This is a genomic window from Pseudomonas sp. B10(2017) (assembly GCF_002113295.1).
Taxonomy (GTDB): domain Bacteria; phylum Pseudomonadota; class Gammaproteobacteria; order Pseudomonadales; family Pseudomonadaceae; genus Aquipseudomonas; species Aquipseudomonas pudica.
In genome coordinates this window covers 1-16,129 of the sequence record NZ_NEJU01000028.1, presented here as the reverse complement: position 1 = coordinate 16,129, position 16,129 = coordinate 1, and the positions used below count along the sequence as shown (strand labels likewise).

The following is a 16,129-nucleotide window of genomic DNA, read 5'->3' as shown; positions in this document are numbered from 1 at the left end:
TCCCCATGCCGTGAACCGCACCGGCCGGTGCGGCGCAGGGGATGTGGCGACAGAATAGGGTCGAGTGTGTGCCATCCACAAATTAAATGTTGGAATACCCGGTATTTGTCGGCTGAATGCGAACCTGCCGGCCAGCGTGCCCTTCCGGCAAGCGGTCGCCCTGGCCGAACAGCTTGTGACGCAAGGTGCCTTCGGCATAGCTCAACGGGTAGCGCCCACGGCGTTGCAGCTCGGGCACCAGCAGCTCGACCACGTGGGCCAGGTCGTCCGGTTGCACTGCGTAGGTCAGGTTGAAGCCATCGATGCCGGTCTGGTCCAGCCAGCTTTCCAGTTGGTCGGCGACTTCGCTGGCAGTACCCACCAGTACCGGGCCACGGCCGCCCAGGCCAACGAACTCGGCAGCCTCGCGCACGGTCCAGCTGCGGTTCGGGTCGGCGGCGGTGAAGGCGGCCAGGGCTGCGCGGCCGGCATCGTTTTCGACGTATTCGATGGGCGCATCGGGGTCGAGGCCGGCAAAGTCGATGCCGGTCCAGCCTGACAACAGCGCCAGGGCGGCGTCCAGGTCGACATAACGGCGGTATTCGGCAAAGCGTGCCTCGGCCTCCTCCCGGGTGGGGGCAACGATCAACAGCGCCTGGGCATAGATCAGCACTTCTTCACGGCCACGCCCGGCGACCTCGCTGGCCTGGCGGATGCCGTCGGCGTAGCGGCGCAGGACCGTGGGCGTCGGCCCGCTGATGAACACGCATTCGGCGTGCCGCGCCGCGAACTGCTGGCCGCGCGCCGAAGCACCGGCCTGGAACAGCACCGGCGTGCGTTGGGGCGAAGGTTGGCACAGGTGCATGCCTGGCACCTGGAAGTGCTCGCCCACATGGCTGATAGGGTGCACCTTGGCGGGTTCGATGTAGCGCCCGCTGTCACGCTCCAGCACCACCGCATCGTCGTCCCAGCTTTTTTCCCATAGCTTGTACAGCACCTGCAGGTATTCCTCGGCCAGGTCATAGCGCTGGTCGTGGCCCAGCTGGCGCGCCAGGCCCAGGTTGCGCGCGGCGCTGTCGAGGTAGCCGGTGACGATGTTCCAGCCGACCCGGCCATTGCTCAGGTGGTCGAGCGTGGACATGCGCCGGGCGAAGGGATAGGGGTGTTCGTAGGTGAGCGAGAAGGTGACGCCGAAGCCCAGGTGCTCGGTCACCCCGGCCATGGCCGGCACCAGCAGCAGCGGGTCGTTGACCGGCACCTGCACGCCACCACGCAGGGCGGCTTCGGGGCCGCCCTGGTAAACGTCGTAGATGCCCAGTACATCGGCGATGAACAGGGCGTCGAACAGGCCGCGTTCGAGCAGTCGGGCCAGGTCGGTCCAATAGCTCAGGTGGTTGAAGGCCACGCTGGTGTTGCGCGGATGGCGCCACAGACCGGGGGACTGGTGGCTGGCGGCATTCATGCTGAAGGCGTTGAAGCGGATCGGGCGGGGCATGGTGGGCGCGCTCCGCTCAAGGCAGCACGGAAGCCGGGTAGACCGCGTCGGCCACCTGCAGCTTGCGTGGAATCAGGCCCAGGCCCTGGAAGGTATCGGCCAGCTTCTGTTGCTCGGCAACGATCTGCGGGGTAATGGCCACGGCATTGTAGTTGCGCCGCTCGCTGGCCACTTGCAGCACGTTGGCGTTGATCCCCAGTTGCGGGGCCAGCAATGCGGCGACTTCCGCAGGCTTGGTATTGGCCCACTGGCTGACTTTGCCCAGTTCGACGAAGAAGGTCTTCAGCAAGGCGCGATGCTGGTCGGCGAAGCTGGCGGTGGACAGATAGAAGGTGCGGTTGTTGGACAGACCGCTGCCGTCGCGCAGGTTCTTCAGGCCTGGCTGGCTCTCTGCCGCGGCAAGGAACGGGTCCCAAAGGGTCACGGCCTGGACGCTGCCCGATTGCAGGGCTGCCACGGCATCGGCGGCGTTGTTGACGTAGGCCGGGGTGATGTCCTGGTAGCTGAGGCCGGCCTGTTCCAGGGCAACGGCCAGTAGGTACTGGGCGTTCCAGCCGCGGCCGGTGGCCACGCGCTTGCCCTTGAGGTCTTGCACGCTGGTCAGGTGGTCCTGCTCGCGCACCACCAGGCCGATGCCGCGTGGGTAGGGTTGCTCGGCGGCCAGGTAAACCACCGGCTTGCCTGCGGCCTGGGCGAACACCGAGGGTGCGTCGGCGGCATGGCCGAGGTCGATGGCGCCGGTACTCAAGGCTTCTAGCAGCTGCGGACCGGCGGCGAACTCGTGCCAGCTGACTTTCACGCCTTGCGGCGCCAGGGCCTTCTCCAGGGCGCCGCTGCCCTTGAGGATGTTGATGCTGTTGAACTTCTGATAACCGATGCGCAGGGTCCTGGCCTCGTCGGCAAGGGCCTGGGACCAGGGCAACAGGGTACTGGCGACACTGGCCAGCAAGCCGCCGATCAACAGGCGGCGCAAGGGGGAGAAGGCACGGGCGGGCATGGGCATTGCTCCTTGATATTGGAAGGGAAGCGGTGTGCCCAGACTAAGGAGGTGGCGTTTGGCTTTCAATTTCAATATTCCAATTTGTTAGAACGTTTTGTTATTTTTATATCCTTTTGTTTTGTGATGAATGGTCCATTTCGACATTTTATTCACATTCGCTTGCTAGGCTCCCCCGGCATTTCCGAGGAGCCCTACATGTCGCACTTCCTGCGCAAGCGCAGCACTCGCATCGCCCTGGCCGCCAGCGCCGGCCTGCTCACGGCCACCCTGGGCTTCTTTGCCTGGCAGAGTTTCTACCCGGTGCAGGCTGCCTCCGGCTGGGGCGTCGAGGTGTTGCACCGCGACGTGACCAAGGCCGCATCTCTGTTGCCGCAAGCCGATGGCAGCCTGTTGGTCAGCCGCGAACTGGACGACGGCCGTGGCAGCATCCTCAGGATCACCGCCCAGGGCGATCGGGTGGTGGTCATCGACAACCTGTCCAAGCCCGACGGTATGGTGGCTGCGCAGGGAGGCTGGGTGTTCAGTCAGGAAGGCGGGTTTGCCCCGGTCAGCCTGGCCCGCGATGGCCTGGTCACGCGGCTGTTCGACGGCCAGAGCGTGCAGGGCCTGTGGAACGACGGCGAGCACCTTTACGCCATCGAGGACCGCAAGGGCGATGGCCGTTTGATGCGTTATGACTGGCGCAGCGGCCAGCTCGATGTGCTGCGCTCCGGCCTCACCGAAACCGAAGGCCTGACCCGCTGCAGCGACGGGCGTTTGCTGTATACCGAAAAGGCAAGCGGCAAGGTCCGTGCGCTGTCCGACGATGGCCGGGACCCGGTGGTGGTCGATGGCCTGCGCAACCCGACGTTCCTGTTCTGTGACCAGCGCGGCCTGTGGATCAGCGAAGACAACACCCACCGTGCCCGGCTGCTGCGCATCGGCGCCGATGGCGCGCGGCAGACCGTGCTGTCGTTCCTCAAGGCGCCGCAGTCGATCGTCGCCGATGGCAAGGGTGGCTACCTGCTGGCCGAAGGCGGGCGCAACCGTGTGCTGCACCTGACGCCGCCGCTGGAGCGCAATACCGCCCAGCGCGATTGACCCTGCGCCTGGCTGGGCAGGCTCAGTTTGTGGGTGGGCAGCAGCGGTGGGTGATGGCTACACGACCAACAGCGCGCTTCCCTGCATGGGCGCGCTCGCGGATAATCCCCCCATTCCAATAAACAGCCTGTGAGTGGGTATGAGTGATTCCGTAGTCGGCCTCGGCCAGCCTGAAACCGAAGGGGGGCGCAAGACGCGCAAGAACAACCCCGAGAAAACGCGCGAGGACATCCTTCAGGCCGCCATCAACGAGTTCGTCCAGCAAGGGCTGGCAGGTGCCCGTGTCGACGCCATCGCCGAGCGCACCGCCACCTCCAAGCGCATGATCTACTACTACTTCGGCAGCAAGGAGCAGCTGTACTGCGAGTGCCTTATCAAACTGTACGGCGACATCCGCAAGACCGAGCAAAGCCTGGAGCTGGAGTCGCTGCCGGCCGAGCAGGCGATCCGCCGGCTGGTGGAGTTCACCTTCGATCACCACGACCGCAACGTCGATTTCGTGCGGATCATCTGCACCGAAAACATCCACTACGGCGAGTACGTCAAGCAGTCACCGGCGATTCGCGAAATGAGCAGCCTGGTGCTCGAGGCCCTGGGCAACACCTTGCGTCGTGGGGTGCAGGAAGGTGTGTTCCGCGCCGGCATCGAGGTCATCGACCTGCACATGCTGATGAGCTCGTTCTGCTTCTACCGGGTGTCGAACCGCCACACCTTTGGCGAGATCTTCCAGATCGACCTGTCCGATGAGCAGGTCAAGCTGCGTCACAAGGCCATGATCTGTGATGCGGTGTTGCGGTACATCCAGATCGAGCATCGCCCCTGAAGGTTTTCCAGTGCCTGGGCTTGCTTCTTCGCGGGTAAACCCGCTCCCACAGGATCACTGCTGTCCCAAAGATTTGCACAGTACTTGTGGGAAGGGGTTTACCCGCGAAAGGGCCGGCCCAGGCGACACATCGATGAAGCCTTGATGCTCACTCGCCCAACCGCTGCTCACGCGACGGCGGGTAGCCAAAGTAAGCCGCATAGCATTTGCTGAAATGCGACACCGAAACAAACCCGCAAGCCACTGCCACTTCCATCACCGACAGGTCGGAATACTGCAACAGGCGCCGGCTCTTGGTGATGCGCAGCTCCATGTAGTAACGCCGCGGCGAAGTGCCAAGCTGGGCCTGGAACAGGCGGTCGATCTGCCGGCGCGAGCGCCCGCTGTAGGCGGCCAGCTGGTCGAGGCTGAGGGTTTCCTCGAGGTTGTTCTCCATCAGCTCGACGATGGTACGCAGGTGCAGGCTCATGGACTTCTTCGCGCCCGCGCCGACCTGGCGGTAGCGGGCGCCGGAGAACGACAGGATTTCCTCGACGCCTTCGGCCAGGCCGTCGCCATACAGCCGGCGCACCAGGCCGAGCATCAGCTCCATGGCGCCATTGGGGCTGGCAGCGCTGAGGCGGTCGCGGTCGAGGGTGAAGCTGGCCGGGGTAATCCGCGTCTGCGGGCTGCGCTCGGACAGGCTGGCGCGCTGTTCGGGGTGGATACTGCAGCCATAGTCGTCCAGCACCCCGGCGCGGCCGAGGAACCAGGCGCCGTTCCATAACCCGCCCAAGGCCATGCCCTGGGTCGCGCAATCGCTCAGCAGGCGGTCGAGCTCAGGGTACTTCAATGGCGTGCGCAGGCCGCCGCAGATCACCAGCAGGTCCAGCTCTTTCAGCGCCTCGGCGGATAACTCGGTGGCCACCAGCTCCAGCCCCAGGTCGCTGAGCACGCGGTCGCCTTCCAGCGACAATGGGGTGAACTGGAAGCTGTCGGCGCGCAGCAGGTTGGCCGTGACCAGCACGTCCATGGCCACGGTGAAGCTAGCCATCGAGAAGTGTTCGAGCAATACGAAATCGACCCGATAGGGGGCCTGGGCATTGGCGCTGGCGGACTTCAGCCGCAGCATGTTGCTGGTGCTGGTCTTCTTGCTGAACTGGCGTGGCGTGGGCACTCTGGACTCCGCTTCCTGGCTGGCCTGGAGAGTGTGGCGGCTGGCCTGGGGAAAGACAATCTCCCGGGTGGCCGTGTCGTATTCCAGGTCGTATTCAGGCAACCTGCCTGACGTGGCCGTTGGCGCTATGCTGATGTCCCGTCACTGAGGATGCCTTTGATGAAATCCGCTTTTGCCCTGCTGCTTTGCCTGATGCCGTTGCTGGCCAATGCCCTTGAACCGGGCGACAAGCTCGCCCCGTGGACGCTGCTCGACCAGCACGACCACGCCTACAGCCTCGACACCGGTACGCACATCCTGCTGGTGGCGCGCGACATGGACGGTGCCAAGCTGGTGAAGGCGGCGCTGGCCGACCAGCCCGAGGGTTATCTGGAGGCGCGCGATGCGGTGTTCGTTGCCGACATCCAGCGCATGCCAGCGCTGATCAGCAAGCTGTTCGCCATCCCCGCCATGCGCGATTACAACTACCGGGTTCTGCTCGACCGCGACGGGCGGGTGGCCAGCCGTTATCCCGGGCAGGATGGCCAGGTGCAGTGGTTGCAACTGGAGCAAGGTAAGCTGGTGAGCCAGCGTGCATTTGCCGATGCGCCGGCGTTGAAGGCGGCGCTGGAGACTGCACCGCGGCATTGAGAGCCGCTCCTGTAACGGGCCGCGGTGCCATGCCGCCAGCCAAATCAATCTGAACCCTGGGCCGCTTGTGCAACCCAACCCATTACATGCCAAATGGGAGAGCGCTCATGGAAATCGGAACGATCTGGATCATCATCGCGGCCTTTGTGATCATGCTGGAAATCTGGGCCATCTGGCACATCATCGGCAGTGACCGGCGCGCCGAGCGCAAGATGCTGTGGATCGTCTTCGTGGTCTACGCGCCATTCCCCGGCTTGCTGTTCTGGGCCTGGCGCGGGCCTAGGGCGGTGAAGGGCAGGGCGGTACTGCAGGAAAAATGATGGAAACGGCCTCAGGCGCGGGGCGCCTGAGGCCGTCGGTGTTCACTTGGGCAGGATTTCGAAGCGAATGGCGGACCCCAGCCCGTCCACCATCAGGCAGCCGTAGAACTTCACGGTCGACAGCACACTAAGATCCTTGAGCGCTTCATGAATGTAATCGTGAAGCAGCTTTTCGGCGTCGCGCCTGCGGTCTGCGAGTGTGGTGCTGTTGAGCGTGATGACCCCGAGCAAGGTAGTCTCTATGTGTTCAACGGTGTCCAGGCCAATTTTCTCGCGCAGGTGCAGGCGCGCCTTTGCCGCATCGTCTTCATCTCGTGCGTTTTTTGGCTTGATGGTGTAAGCCAGCTGAAAATGATTTTTGCTCATCGCTTTATCCTTCATACGTACAGGCCTCCATGCCGGGCCCTGCAATCTAGCGCCTGGCGGTCACCGCGCATACGAACGTGTGGTTCCACAAAGCCAGCGTGCTGTGCGAAACGTCCTACGCAGGCAAGCCCGCTTTCACGATGCATGCTTGACCTCGAGTTAACTCAAGGTTCGATACTTCGTCCCTCTTCCCATTGATCGAGGGCTTACCGTGAGCCATTCAACCGCGTTTCAGATGAGCAATCCCGAAGGCCTGTACGACCCCAGCGGCAATGCCTATTCCCATGTCGCCGAGGTTCGTGCCGACAGCCGCCTGCTGTTCATCGCCGGCCAGGGCGGGGAAGGCCGCAACGGGCAGCTGTCGTCCCAGTTCGCCGAGCAGGCGCGTCAGGCACTGGCCAACCTGGAGATTGCCCTGGCGTCGAAAGGCGCCAGCCTGGCCCATGTGTTCAAGCTGACCCTGCTGATCGTCGGGCATTCCGAAACGCGCCTGCGTGAGTGGGTAGCCGAGGCTGACAGGGCCTGGGGCCCCTGCATGAAGCCGACCTGCACGCTGATCCCGGTACCCCGGCTGGCGCTCGATGGCATGCTGGTAGAAATCGAGGCGATGGCTGCGGTATAGAGCCGGGCGATTCGGTGGTGGCGCCAGATAACCACTCTGTTGTATACCGGTGCTGGCAGCATGGCCGCTATAACAACAATTGATCTCAGAGGTGACCACACCATGAGCACCGGCACCACCACGCTCGCCGACCGCAAGGCCCGAAGCTGGGCCTGGCTAGCACTGTTCAGCCTGATGGCCTTCGCTGCCAACTCGGTGTTCTGCCGGCTCGCGCTGAAGGAAGGGGCCATCGACCCGGCATCTTTCACCATGGTGCGCCTGGCCAGTGGTGCACTGTTCCTGTTGCTGTTGATCCGCCTGCGCAAACCAGCGCTTGCCATGGGGGGTAGCTGGCGCGGCGGCCTGGCACTGTTTCTCTACGCATTCCTGTTTTCTGCGGCATACCTGCAACTGGGCGCAGGCGCGGGTGCGTTGCTGCTGTTCGGCGCGGTGCAGATCACCATGTTCGGCTTCGCCTGGTACAAAGGCGAACCCATCACCGCGCGGATGCTGCTGGGCATGCTGATCGCCTTCGCCGGCCTGCTGGTGCTGCTGTTGCCCGGTACCGCGGCACCACCCCTCGCCAGTGCCTTTGTGATGGCCCTGTCCGGCGTGGCCTGGGGCGTTTACACGCTGCTGGGCAAAGGCTCACCCAGGCCGCTGGCCGACACTGCTGGCAATTTCGCCCGGAGCCTGCCATGCCTGGTGCTGCTGGTGCCGATGCTGTTGCTGGGCGCCGGCTTGCACCTGAGCCCGCTCGGCTTGCTGTATGCGCTGGGTTCCGGAGTGCTGGCGTCGGGAGCAGGCTATGCCGTTTGGTACGGCGTGGTCAGGCAAGTCAGCGCGCAGCAGGCGGCGACCATGCAACTGAGCGTCCCGGTGATTGCGGCGTTGGGTGGTGTTGGCCTGATCGGCGAGCCATTGTCGTTGCGCTTGCTGGTGGCGTGCGTGGTGGTGCTGGGCGGTATCGCCCTGGCGCTGACGTCGCGGCGTTAAAAGAAACTGCGTTGCGCCTTGAGCGTGACCATGCTGTCGCAGTAGGTGTTGATGCCCGAGTACGCATCACACCCGCCACCACTGAGGTTGGAGTTGCTGTAGACCAGGTTCAGGTCGATGCCGAGCCAGGGCCGGGACAGCTCCAGTGACCAATCGGAAAAGGCATTCACCTGGCTGCCATCACCAATGGTGAATGGCGTACCCAGACGGTGATGGGCAAGCTTGACGCTCAGGTCGACGTCAAACAGCGGTAGTTGGCCGAAGTCTGCGAACAGCGTGCCGGTGCGGTTGTCGGGGTTCTTGCGCAGCGCGCCACCGAAACGGCTGCCCAGCACCGAAACACCGCCGTACAGGGCATAGCTGTCGGGGCCTGCGATGTTTGGCTGACTATAATGGATCAATCCCACCTCGTAGCCCAGGCTGCTGTCGAACTGGTGCTTGTAGCCCAGGTAACTATCCAGCCGCAGGGTGGAGTCGGGCGTCACACCCATGCTCGGGGCGTACTGGCCGAGGTACCAGCCACTGGGGTGGCTGAAGTCGAGGCCGCCGTGGAACGCACCGATGGCGCTGGGCGAAATCAGCCCCTGGGCCATGCTGCGTGAGGGTGTGGTGCCGAGCGTGAAGTCGAAGTCGCCCAGTTCGCGTTTGATCTGTTGGGCCAGCAGCCCGGGGCTGAACAGCAGTGCAGCACCCAGCAACAGAAGGGGCCTGGTCATGGTCTCCGTCCTGGAAGGCTTGCGGTTGAGCGGTAGAGCATACCTGTGCAGGTAACGGGAGGGAACCTCTGGGTGGCCCACTCAGCCTTTGGTCGAACGGTCGGCATCTGCAGCTTCGGTCACCACGGGCAGGTTGCCGGCACGCTGGATTACCCGCCGTTGCTGCTCGTAGTCGTCCAGCGACAGGCCACGGCGTTGCAAGGCTTCCAGTTGCAGTTGACGGGTTTCTTCGACGGTGTAGGGGCGCAGTTCGGGGTGGCTGGCACAGCCGCTGACGATCGCGATGGCAAGAACGGCAAGGGTGGTGGACAGCAGGCGGGCCAAGGTGTTCATCAGGTAGCTCCAGGGGCCAGAGGGCGGGTGGCGAGTCGATGGAGCTAGGTTATTCGGCCATGTCGTTCGGCAGAAATTGCCAGTCTCGATAGTGACTATCGATGGTTCCAGAGAACCGGAGGGTGCGATGGGGCAAGACGAGCAACCGCGTAAACGGGGCGTGCTGCAACCGATCGACCGGATCACCGAAGTCATCTTCGGCCTGTTGATGGCGATGACCTTCATCGGCTCGCTGAGCGTGGCCACGGCAGGGCGCGAAGACGCCCGGTTGATGCTGATTGCGGCGCTCGGCTGCAACCTGGCTTGGGGCCTGGCCGACGCGGTCATCTATCTGCTGCGCACCTGGACCGAACGCACCCGCAGCCGGACCTTGCTGGCCCGCCTGCAAGCCAGCGATATTACCCAGGGGCGCAGGCTGATTGCCGATGCGCTGCCAGAGCGCATCGGCCTGGCACTGGATGAAGACGGGCTGGAGATGCTGCGCGGACGGATGCTGCGTGATGCTGGGCGCCCGCTGCCGGCACGCCTGGGGCTGGATGATTTCAGGGCGGCCCTGGCCACGTTCCTGCTGGTGGTACTGGCAACCTTCCCGCTGGTCATTCCGTTCCTGCTGATCGACACCACCGGTACGGCCATCCGTGTATCGAACCTGGTCGCCCTGGCCATGCTGTTCCTGGCGGGCTGGCTGCTGGCACGCTATTCCGGTGGTCGCACCCTGTTGACCGGCGTGGTCCTGGCGGTTGTCGGGGTGTCACTGATCCTGGCGATCATCGCCCTGGGCGGCTGAGCATCAACCGCTCATTATTTGATGTCGCGGACGCGTTCACGGCCTTGTTGCTTGGTGTGGCGTTTGTCCTGTCGGCAGCCTCAATTACAGATCTCAACCCAGCCCTGAGATAGCTTCAAAAGCAGCAACCACCCTTACCTTTAAAGCGCGAAAAGTTTGCGCCCGCGCATCTGGCCAAAAGCATCGCCATTGCTACCCTTAATCCACGCGGTCTGACCTCATGGAGAGAAGCGATGCGCATCCCATTGTCAGCGGTCCTGTCGGTAATCCTGTATCTGAGCGCCCCGCCCAGCCTGGTGCTGGCAGAAGATGTACCGGCTCCGGACCCGGCACCACAAGCCGACACGGTCGCGACCAAGGACCCGGTGTTCACCCAGGAGCAACTGGACCAGATGCTCGCGCCCATCGCGCTGTACCCCGATGCGCTGCTGGCCCAGGTACTGATGGCTTCGACTTATCCGGGGCAGGTGAGCGAAGCGGTGACTTGGTCCAGGGCCAACCCCAAGGCCACCGGTGACGATGCGGTCAAAAAGGTGGCGAACCAGCCTTGGGATCCAAGCGTACAAGCGCTGGTGGCCTTCCCGCAGGTGCTGGCGACTCTGGGGCAGGACCCGGTCTGGGTGCAGCGCCTGGGCGACGCCTTCCTCGCGCAGCCCGACGATGTCATGGGCGGCGTGCAGCGCCTGCGCCACCAGGCCCAGGCCGCCGGTAACCTGCAGAGCAACCAGTACCAGAGCGTGACCGTGCAGACAGCACCGGCACCGGCCTCCAGCGGTAAAAGCGCGCAGGCCGTTACGACCAGCAGCCCGCCCACCACCATCATCATCGAGCCGTCCGACCCGCAAGTGGTGTACGTACCCACCTACAACCCGACCACCACCTACGGCACCTGGGCCTACCCGGCATCGCCGCCGGCGTACTACCCGCCACCGCCCATGTACTACCCCGGCTCCGCGCTGGTGGCGGGCCTGGCCTTCGGTACCGGTGTGGCAATCGTCGCCTCGCTGTGGGGTGACTGTGACTGGGGCAACAACGACATCGACATCGACGTAAATCGCTACAACAACATCAACGCCAACAATCGCATCACCAACAACCAGAACAAATGGCAGCACAACGCCGCCAACCGCGACGGCGTGCCGTACCGCGACTCTCGCAGCCGCCAGCAGTACGGTCGCCAGCTTGACGGTGCCACCCAGCGTACTGCCTTCCGCGGCGATGACGCCCAGCGCGCCCAGGCGCGGGACAAGGCCAGGGCGTCGATGGACCGGGCCGGCATCGAACGGCCGGCCACCAGCAACCGCCAGGCACGCCAGCAGATGCGCGAGGCGCAGGCGGGCAATTCGGTCGGCAACCGCATGCAGCCTCGTAGCGACAACCCGCGGGCAACTGACCGCCGACAGGAAACCCGCAACACCCAGGCTCGGCAGCAGAACAACCAGGTGAGCCCGCGCAGGCAGGGCGAAGGCCAGGGGCGGCAGCTGGCGCAAAACCGGCCTTCCAATACCGCCGGTCGGGCGCGTAACAATGCCTTCGACGGCGTGCGTTCACCCTCGCGCACCAGCGCGCAGGCCAGGCGTGGCCGCACCAGCCAGTCGTTCGCCCAGCGCCCGAGCGCATCGCGTGCCGCAGGGCACCAGATTTCCCGGCCCAGTGCGCCCGCACGCCGCGGGGGAGGTGGCCGTCGATGAACCGTCAATCGATAGCGGCACTGGTAATCGCAGCGGGTCTGGCCTGGTCGAGCCTGGCCGCTGCGCAGGACGCCTTCCCGACACCAGAAAAGGCTGTGGAATCCTTCGTTGCGGCGCTGGGTGAGGAGAAACCTGATGAAGGCCGCCTGGCCCGGTTACTGGGCGATGACTGGCGTACCTACATACCGCGCGGCGGTGTGCAACGCAGTGACGTGGACACGTTCCTTGAGCAGTATCGCGAGCAGCACAGCATCGATATGTCGGGGGCGAACAAGGCCATCCTCGCGGTGGGCAGTGATCACTGGACGTTGCCCATACCATTGACCAAAGGTGGCGAGGGTTGGCGTTTCGACCTCAAGGCCGGCGGCGCCGAAATCCGCGCCAGGCGCATCGGCCGCAACGAGCTGGGCGCCATGCAGTCGTTGCTGGCCTACCACGACGCGCAGATGGACTACGCCACCCAGGACCACAACGGCAACGGTGCGCTGGAATACGCGCAGAAGATATTCAGCGAGCCCGGCAAGCATGATGGGCTGTACTGGGATGACGATGGCGATGGCCAGGTCAGCCCGCTGGGCCCGCTGTTCGGCCAGGACGTGGTCGGCGATGCCTGGTATGGCTACCACTTCCGCATCCTCGATGCACAAGGCCCATCCGCCCCTGGCGGTGCGTACAGCTACCTGATCGGCAACCAGATGAGCCGTGGCTTCGCCATGGTTGCCTGGCCGGCCAGGTACGATGACAGCGGGGTGATGAGCTTCATGATCAGCCATGACGGCGAGGTGTTCGAGAAAGACCTCGGGCCGCACGGTGACAAGCTGGCCAAGGAGATGAAACGCTTCGACCCGGATGACAGCTGGAAGGTGGTGGATGTGCCGGCGGGAGATTGAGTGAGGCGCACCCGCCGTGGCCGGTTCAAGGTGCGGTTCGCGATTCAAGGTCCATATCAGCTGGCCAGCTCACCTTGGGTGCCAGGCGCAGGGCAAACTCGCACCAGAGCACATCGTTGTGATCCTTGGATGCCCCAGGTGGTGGCAGGGCTGAGGGGCCTTCCTGCATGTAGGTGCAGATGTAGGCCCAGGCATGCTGGTCGGCACCCATCGTACTCAGGTGAAAACGGTCGATGACGTTGTTTGTGCCCGGCGCGACGATGGACAGCATGACACCCCATTTGAAAATGACCCCACCGTTTGGCAGGGCGCCGGTTTGTGACCAGCGCTCGGCGCGGACTTGGGACCAGTCGTAACTGACCGGCACGACCTTGCCTTTGTCGAAGGGGTTCCACCATTGGCGTTTGAAGTTGTAGGCGTAGATCTTCTGGCGCGCACGGTTGAACCTGATGGGTTCGTCGCGAGGTGGAGAAATATCCATGCGAAGGCCTATAGTAACCAGCCAGCTAACCAGGAAGACTTCAGATATTGAGAGCAGCAGCGATTTAAAATTTCGGGGGTCGAGCGTAAGTGTCATCATGTAAAGGCTAAAGGCGAAAAATATGCACAAGAGGAAGGCGAAGGCTGAAATCAGTCCTCGTGATGATACGCTTTGTCGCGGAATCTCTAAGTAAGTCATGCATTGATGGTTAGGTATTTGATTGCCCATATATTTTTCTATGGAGTTGACTGTGTAAGGGGCGGGCAGGTCTTCCTTCCAGCCCGGGCAGGCAGGATTTAATATGGGTCGGGCCATTTTGTCAGGGGCTCCAAGCGGTGCATGTAGTTCTCTGCCATTATTATCTGTGCTCGAGCTGACTTGTAATCAGAACCAGGCCAATAAACAAGGCAAGTCCAGCTTCCATTGATAAGCGTTCAGTACAAAGCCTACGGCCACCGTACTGCTATCACTGATGACTGATTCACTTTCCCTCTGTTCCAACCTCAGGGGGCGGTTCTCGACTCCAGATCCATTTCCGTTGGCCACGCTACTCGGGGGGCCAAGCGCAGGGCGAACTCACACCAGAGAATATCGTCATGGTCTTTAGGTGTGCCGGGCGGGGGTAGTGCCGAGGGGCCTTCTTTCATGTAGGTGCAGATATAGGCCCACGTAAGCTCATCGGTACCCATCATACTCAGGTGGAAACGGTCGATAACATTGTTCGTGCCCGGTGCTACGATTGAAAGCATGACGCCCCATCTGACAATGAACCCACTTCTGGTTTGTGCCCACAATTCAGCTCGGACTTGCGACCAGTCGTAACTCACAGCTGCGATTTTGCCCTTGTCGAAAGGATTCCACCACTGGCGTATAAAGTTGTAGGCGTAGATTTTTTGGCGTAGGCGGTTGAATCTGATAGGTTCGTCGAGTGGTGGCGTAGTATCAATAAGAATTCCTGTGGCAACTCCCCAGATTATTAGTATGAGCTCAAGGGTCGAATATATTATGGATTCTGGATTTTTGAGGTCGAGTAGTGAGAGCATTAAATAAATATTGAGCGTGAGTGGAATGCATAGTATCACGGTAAGTATTGAGCTTGCACATCGCGGTGTAGTGCTTTGTCGGGCGATCTCTAAGTAGATGGCACACTGATGATTCGGTGCTTGTTTTTCCATGAGAGGTTCTACAGTAGGCGACTCACAAGGTGTGGGTAGGTCCTTTATCCAGCGTGGGCTAGGTGGATTTAATAGTGGGCGATTCATATTGTCAGAGGTCCTTGATTTTTATTTTATTTTCTTTGATCTCCAGGCGTGCATTACCTGCATCGTCATTTTTATTCGGGCGATAATCTAAGATGAATTTGATGTCGCGAATGTGGTGGTTGTCATGCAGCGGTAAGGAATATTGGGTGGTAAATACTCCTCGTTCGCTGTCGAATCTGCTCTGGTGTTGTTTGTCATTGCCAAGTGGAAAAATATTTACATCGCTGGGTTGTGCGATCGTTAGTACGGAGTTTGGTGCGCTCTCGCCTGAGAGGGTTATTGTGTTTTCGTGTAACCCGGATTGATAAAGGTTTAATTCCCAGCGGTAGTAAGATCGGTTGGTTTGATAGTTTGGTAAGGTAAAGTGGAAATCGAGCATGAAAACTGCAGGTACCGCGTGACCATCGCTAATGATCGTTCCCTCCGGCGCGGCAGTATCAAGATGAGCATTCGATGCCAAGCTAAGGTTGACTCTAGCATCTGCCTGGACACCAAGAGTTGCTGCATTGAGGGCTCCAATCGCAGCGTCAAGATGCTCGGCTTCGGACCACGCACGTTGCGCTGTTGGAATGCCCCATCTACAGCGCCTTGACCATAGCTCCGTAGGTGTTGACTCTTTCCGTTTTGCTATTGTGGCTAATGTGTATGTGGCCAGTACTAGCACTATCGTAATGCCAAGGGGGCCGAGCAGAGCGGCTTTTCCGAATGCCACAGCTACTCCAGAAAATGTCGATAGGAAAGCTGTTGCGCTGGCAATACGATATTTTGATGAGGCCGTGTTGTCGCCATTTTCAATTGTGCGGAAAGTTGCAAAGGCATACTGTGCTCCATCCATGAGGCCTGCCATAGCTGTGATAGCACCACCATACCTGGCTAATTTGCTTGCCAACGATGAGTTGGTGATTGTTCCAGGCCATTCTGGATTGGGACGTACCAGCGCTATGGTGAAACCTGCTGTTTCAACACTTGCCCCAAGTACCCCAAGCGATGATGACCAGATTGTTGCGAGCGCTTCCGGGTTGCTTGTATTTGTTTCATGCAGCGCTCGATAGTTCTTGCCCAGGCTGTCCTGCTGAAACCATATACTGCCCAAGGTAAGGAGCAGGCCTACGCTTCCGGTACTAGTCGCCGCATCCCGCATGCTGCGCATAGCATCACTCGCCATGTTTTGTGCGGCTATCGAGCTGATTTTCAAACCATCGGAACCCTGCGCACGCAGCGTACCCGCACCAATCGCAACATTGCGTACCAGCGCCCCGACGCCAGCGACTGCACCTTCGCGCAACTGCACCAGCCGCGCCTGCAAACTCTCGGCGCTTTCGAGCGTCCAGAGCATCACCTCGATCATCTGGCTACGGTTACCCGCTGCCGCAATATTGATCGCACCACTCAGCACCATGGCCCGCACCTTGCGGCCCAGTGGGTCACGGAACTGCTTGTCTACCTGCTGCAGAAACGCATCGGTCCGCGCCTCCAGGGCTTCATTGAGCAGGCTCATGTATTCGCCCACTGTCAGCGACACC

17 protein-coding genes and 1 pseudogene are annotated in these 16,129 nt (G+C 61.7%); 9 read left to right on the top strand and 9 right to left on the bottom strand.

Annotation, left to right across the window (positions count from 1 at the left end):
• Positions 1-82 precede the first annotated feature (82 nt).
• Together CAF92_RS24355 and CAF92_RS24350 are read right to left on the bottom strand one after the other, a co-directional pair.
• Positions 83-1,474: an LLM class flavin-dependent oxidoreductase gene (locus CAF92_RS24355; RefSeq protein WP_046615375.1), complete on the bottom strand. Its 1,392-nt coding sequence runs from the start codon at positions 1,472-1,474 to the stop codon at positions 83-85.
• Between the two features lie 16 nt (positions 1,475-1,490).
• Positions 1,491-2,471: an aliphatic sulfonate ABC transporter substrate-binding protein gene (locus CAF92_RS24350; RefSeq protein ID WP_085602165.1), complete on the bottom strand. Its 981-nt coding sequence runs from the start codon at positions 2,469-2,471 to the stop codon at positions 1,491-1,493.
• Between the two features lie 198 nt (positions 2,472-2,669).
• Between CAF92_RS24350 and CAF92_RS24345 the strand changes: the two genes are divergently transcribed.
• A complete protein-coding gene (locus CAF92_RS24345) occupies positions 2,670-3,554 on the top strand; it encodes a hypothetical protein (protein ID WP_085602164.1) in 885 nt (294 codons plus the stop codon).
• Between the two features lie 139 nt (positions 3,555-3,693).
• Complete coding sequence (locus tag CAF92_RS24340) at positions 3,694-4,377, top strand: TetR/AcrR family transcriptional regulator (protein ID WP_046615372.1); 684 nt, start codon at positions 3,694-3,696, stop codon at positions 4,375-4,377.
• Between the two features lie 148 nt (positions 4,378-4,525).
• Here the strand turns inward: CAF92_RS24340 and CAF92_RS24335 are convergent, their stop codons facing one another.
• Positions 4,526-5,533: a GlxA family transcriptional regulator gene (locus CAF92_RS24335; protein WP_085602163.1), complete on the bottom strand. Its 1,008-nt coding sequence runs from the start codon at positions 5,531-5,533 to the stop codon at positions 4,526-4,528.
• A gap of 159 nt (positions 5,534-5,692) precedes the next feature.
• Here CAF92_RS24335 and CAF92_RS24330 point away from each other — a divergent pair, with 159 nt between their 5' ends.
• Entirely contained in the window at positions 5,693-6,163 is a 471-nt protein-coding gene (locus CAF92_RS24330; RefSeq protein ID WP_085602162.1) for an FAD/FMN-containing dehydrogenase, read from the top strand.
• A gap of 107 nt (positions 6,164-6,270) precedes the next feature.
• A complete protein-coding gene (locus CAF92_RS24325) occupies positions 6,271-6,483 on the top strand; it encodes a PLDc N-terminal domain-containing protein (RefSeq protein ID WP_046615369.1) in 213 nt (70 codons plus the stop codon).
• 42 nt (positions 6,484-6,525) lie between these two features.
• On the opposite strand, the gene CAF92_RS24320 is transcribed toward CAF92_RS24325, so the two are convergent.
• Positions 6,526-6,849 (bottom strand): hypothetical protein, encoded by a 324-nt coding sequence (locus tag CAF92_RS24320; protein WP_085602161.1) that lies wholly within the window; start codon positions 6,847-6,849, stop codon positions 6,526-6,528.
• A gap of 211 nt (positions 6,850-7,060) precedes the next feature.
• Between CAF92_RS24320 and CAF92_RS24315 the strand changes: the two genes are divergently transcribed.
• Positions 7,061-7,471, top strand: a complete 411-nt coding sequence (locus CAF92_RS24315) for a RidA family protein (protein ID WP_085602160.1) — start codon at positions 7,061-7,063, stop codon at positions 7,469-7,471.
• A gap of 102 nt (positions 7,472-7,573) precedes the next feature.
• Positions 7,574-8,446, top strand: a complete 873-nt coding sequence (locus tag CAF92_RS24310) for a DMT family transporter (RefSeq protein WP_085602159.1) — start codon at positions 7,574-7,576, stop codon at positions 8,444-8,446.
• Here the strand turns inward: CAF92_RS24310 and CAF92_RS24305 are convergent.
• Together CAF92_RS24305 and CAF92_RS24300 are read right to left on the bottom strand one after the other, a co-directional pair.
• Entirely contained in the window at positions 8,443-9,162 is a 720-nt protein-coding gene (locus CAF92_RS24305) for a TorF family putative porin (RefSeq protein ID WP_085602158.1), read from the bottom strand. The genes CAF92_RS24310 and CAF92_RS24305 overlap by 4 nt on opposite strands.
• Positions 9,163-9,243: 81 nt before the next feature.
• Positions 9,244-9,495, bottom strand: a complete 252-nt coding sequence (locus tag CAF92_RS24300) for a hypothetical protein (protein WP_046615364.1) — start codon at positions 9,493-9,495, stop codon at positions 9,244-9,246.
• Positions 9,496-9,622: 127 nt separating this feature from the next.
• Between CAF92_RS24300 and CAF92_RS24295 the strand changes: the two genes are divergently transcribed.
• The 3 genes from CAF92_RS24295 to CAF92_RS24285 all read left to right on the top strand — a co-directional run bounded on the left by CAF92_RS24295 (position 9,623) and on the right by CAF92_RS24285 (position 12,863).
• Positions 9,623-10,282: a VIT1/CCC1 transporter family protein gene (locus tag CAF92_RS24295; protein ID WP_085602157.1), complete on the top strand. Its 660-nt coding sequence runs from the start codon at positions 9,623-9,625 to the stop codon at positions 10,280-10,282.
• Between the two features lie 233 nt (positions 10,283-10,515).
• A complete protein-coding gene (locus CAF92_RS24290; RefSeq protein ID WP_085602156.1) occupies positions 10,516-11,973 on the top strand; it encodes a DUF3300 domain-containing protein in 1,458 nt (485 codons plus the stop codon).
• On the top strand, positions 11,970-12,863 hold the full coding sequence (locus CAF92_RS24285) for a DUF2950 domain-containing protein (protein ID WP_085602155.1): 894 nt from the start codon (positions 11,970-11,972) through the stop codon (positions 12,861-12,863). Before CAF92_RS24290 ends, CAF92_RS24285 begins: the two co-directional genes overlap by 4 nt.
• A gap of 25 nt (positions 12,864-12,888) precedes the next feature.
• On the opposite strand, the gene CAF92_RS27705 is transcribed toward CAF92_RS24285, so the two are convergent.
• The 3 genes and pseudogenes from CAF92_RS27705 to CAF92_RS27235 all read right to left on the bottom strand — a co-directional run.
• Complete coding sequence (locus tag CAF92_RS27705) at positions 12,889-13,659, bottom strand: DUF6708 domain-containing protein (protein ID WP_256573799.1); 771 nt, start codon at positions 13,657-13,659, stop codon at positions 12,889-12,891.
• A gap of 188 nt (positions 13,660-13,847) precedes the next feature.
• The gene (locus CAF92_RS24275; RefSeq protein ID WP_256573798.1) at positions 13,848-14,519 is read right to left on the bottom strand and encodes a DUF6708 domain-containing protein; all 672 of its coding nucleotides are present in this window, start codon (positions 14,517-14,519) and stop codon (positions 13,848-13,850) included.
• Positions 14,520-14,610: 91 nt separating this feature from the next.
• A pseudogene (locus tag CAF92_RS27235) lies at positions 14,611-16,129 on the bottom strand (hypothetical protein); the annotation flags it as partial.

Coding starts and splice junctions, on each gene's coding strand:
- CAF92_RS24300 (WP_046615364.1), bottom strand. CDS start 9,495: ATGAACACCTTGGCCCGCCTGCTGTCCACCACCCTTGCCGTTCTTGCC.
- CAF92_RS24310 (WP_085602159.1), top strand. CDS start 7,574: ATGAGCACCGGCACCACCACGCTCGCCGACCGCAAGGCCCGAAGCTGG.
- CAF92_RS24320 (WP_085602161.1), bottom strand. CDS start 6,849: ATGAGCAAAAATCATTTTCAGCTGGCTTACACCATCAAGCCAAAAAAC.
- CAF92_RS24290 (WP_085602156.1), top strand. CDS start 10,516: ATGCGCATCCCATTGTCAGCGGTCCTGTCGGTAATCCTGTATCTGAGC.
- CAF92_RS24275 (WP_256573798.1), bottom strand. CDS start 14,519: ATGGAAAAACAAGCACCGAATCATCAGTGTGCCATCTACTTAGAGATC.
- CAF92_RS27705 (WP_256573799.1), bottom strand. CDS start 13,659: ATGGCCCGACCCATATTAAATCCTGCCTGCCCGGGCTGGAAGGAAGAC.
- CAF92_RS24325 (WP_046615369.1), top strand. CDS start 6,271: ATGGAAATCGGAACGATCTGGATCATCATCGCGGCCTTTGTGATCATG.
- CAF92_RS24345 (WP_085602164.1), top strand. CDS start 2,670: ATGTCGCACTTCCTGCGCAAGCGCAGCACTCGCATCGCCCTGGCCGCC.
- CAF92_RS24330 (WP_085602162.1), top strand. CDS start 5,693: ATGAAATCCGCTTTTGCCCTGCTGCTTTGCCTGATGCCGTTGCTGGCC.
- CAF92_RS24355 (WP_046615375.1), bottom strand. CDS start 1,474: ATGCCCCGCCCGATCCGCTTCAACGCCTTCAGCATGAATGCCGCCAGC.
- CAF92_RS24285 (WP_085602155.1), top strand. CDS start 11,970: ATGAACCGTCAATCGATAGCGGCACTGGTAATCGCAGCGGGTCTGGCC.
- CAF92_RS24305 (WP_085602158.1), bottom strand. CDS start 9,162: ATGACCAGGCCCCTTCTGTTGCTGGGTGCTGCACTGCTGTTCAGCCCC.
- CAF92_RS24340 (WP_046615372.1), top strand. CDS start 3,694: ATGAGTGATTCCGTAGTCGGCCTCGGCCAGCCTGAAACCGAAGGGGGG.
- CAF92_RS24350 (WP_085602165.1), bottom strand. CDS start 2,471: ATGCCCGCCCGTGCCTTCTCCCCCTTGCGCCGCCTGTTGATCGGCGGC.
- CAF92_RS24295 (WP_085602157.1), top strand. CDS start 9,623: ATGGGGCAAGACGAGCAACCGCGTAAACGGGGCGTGCTGCAACCGATC.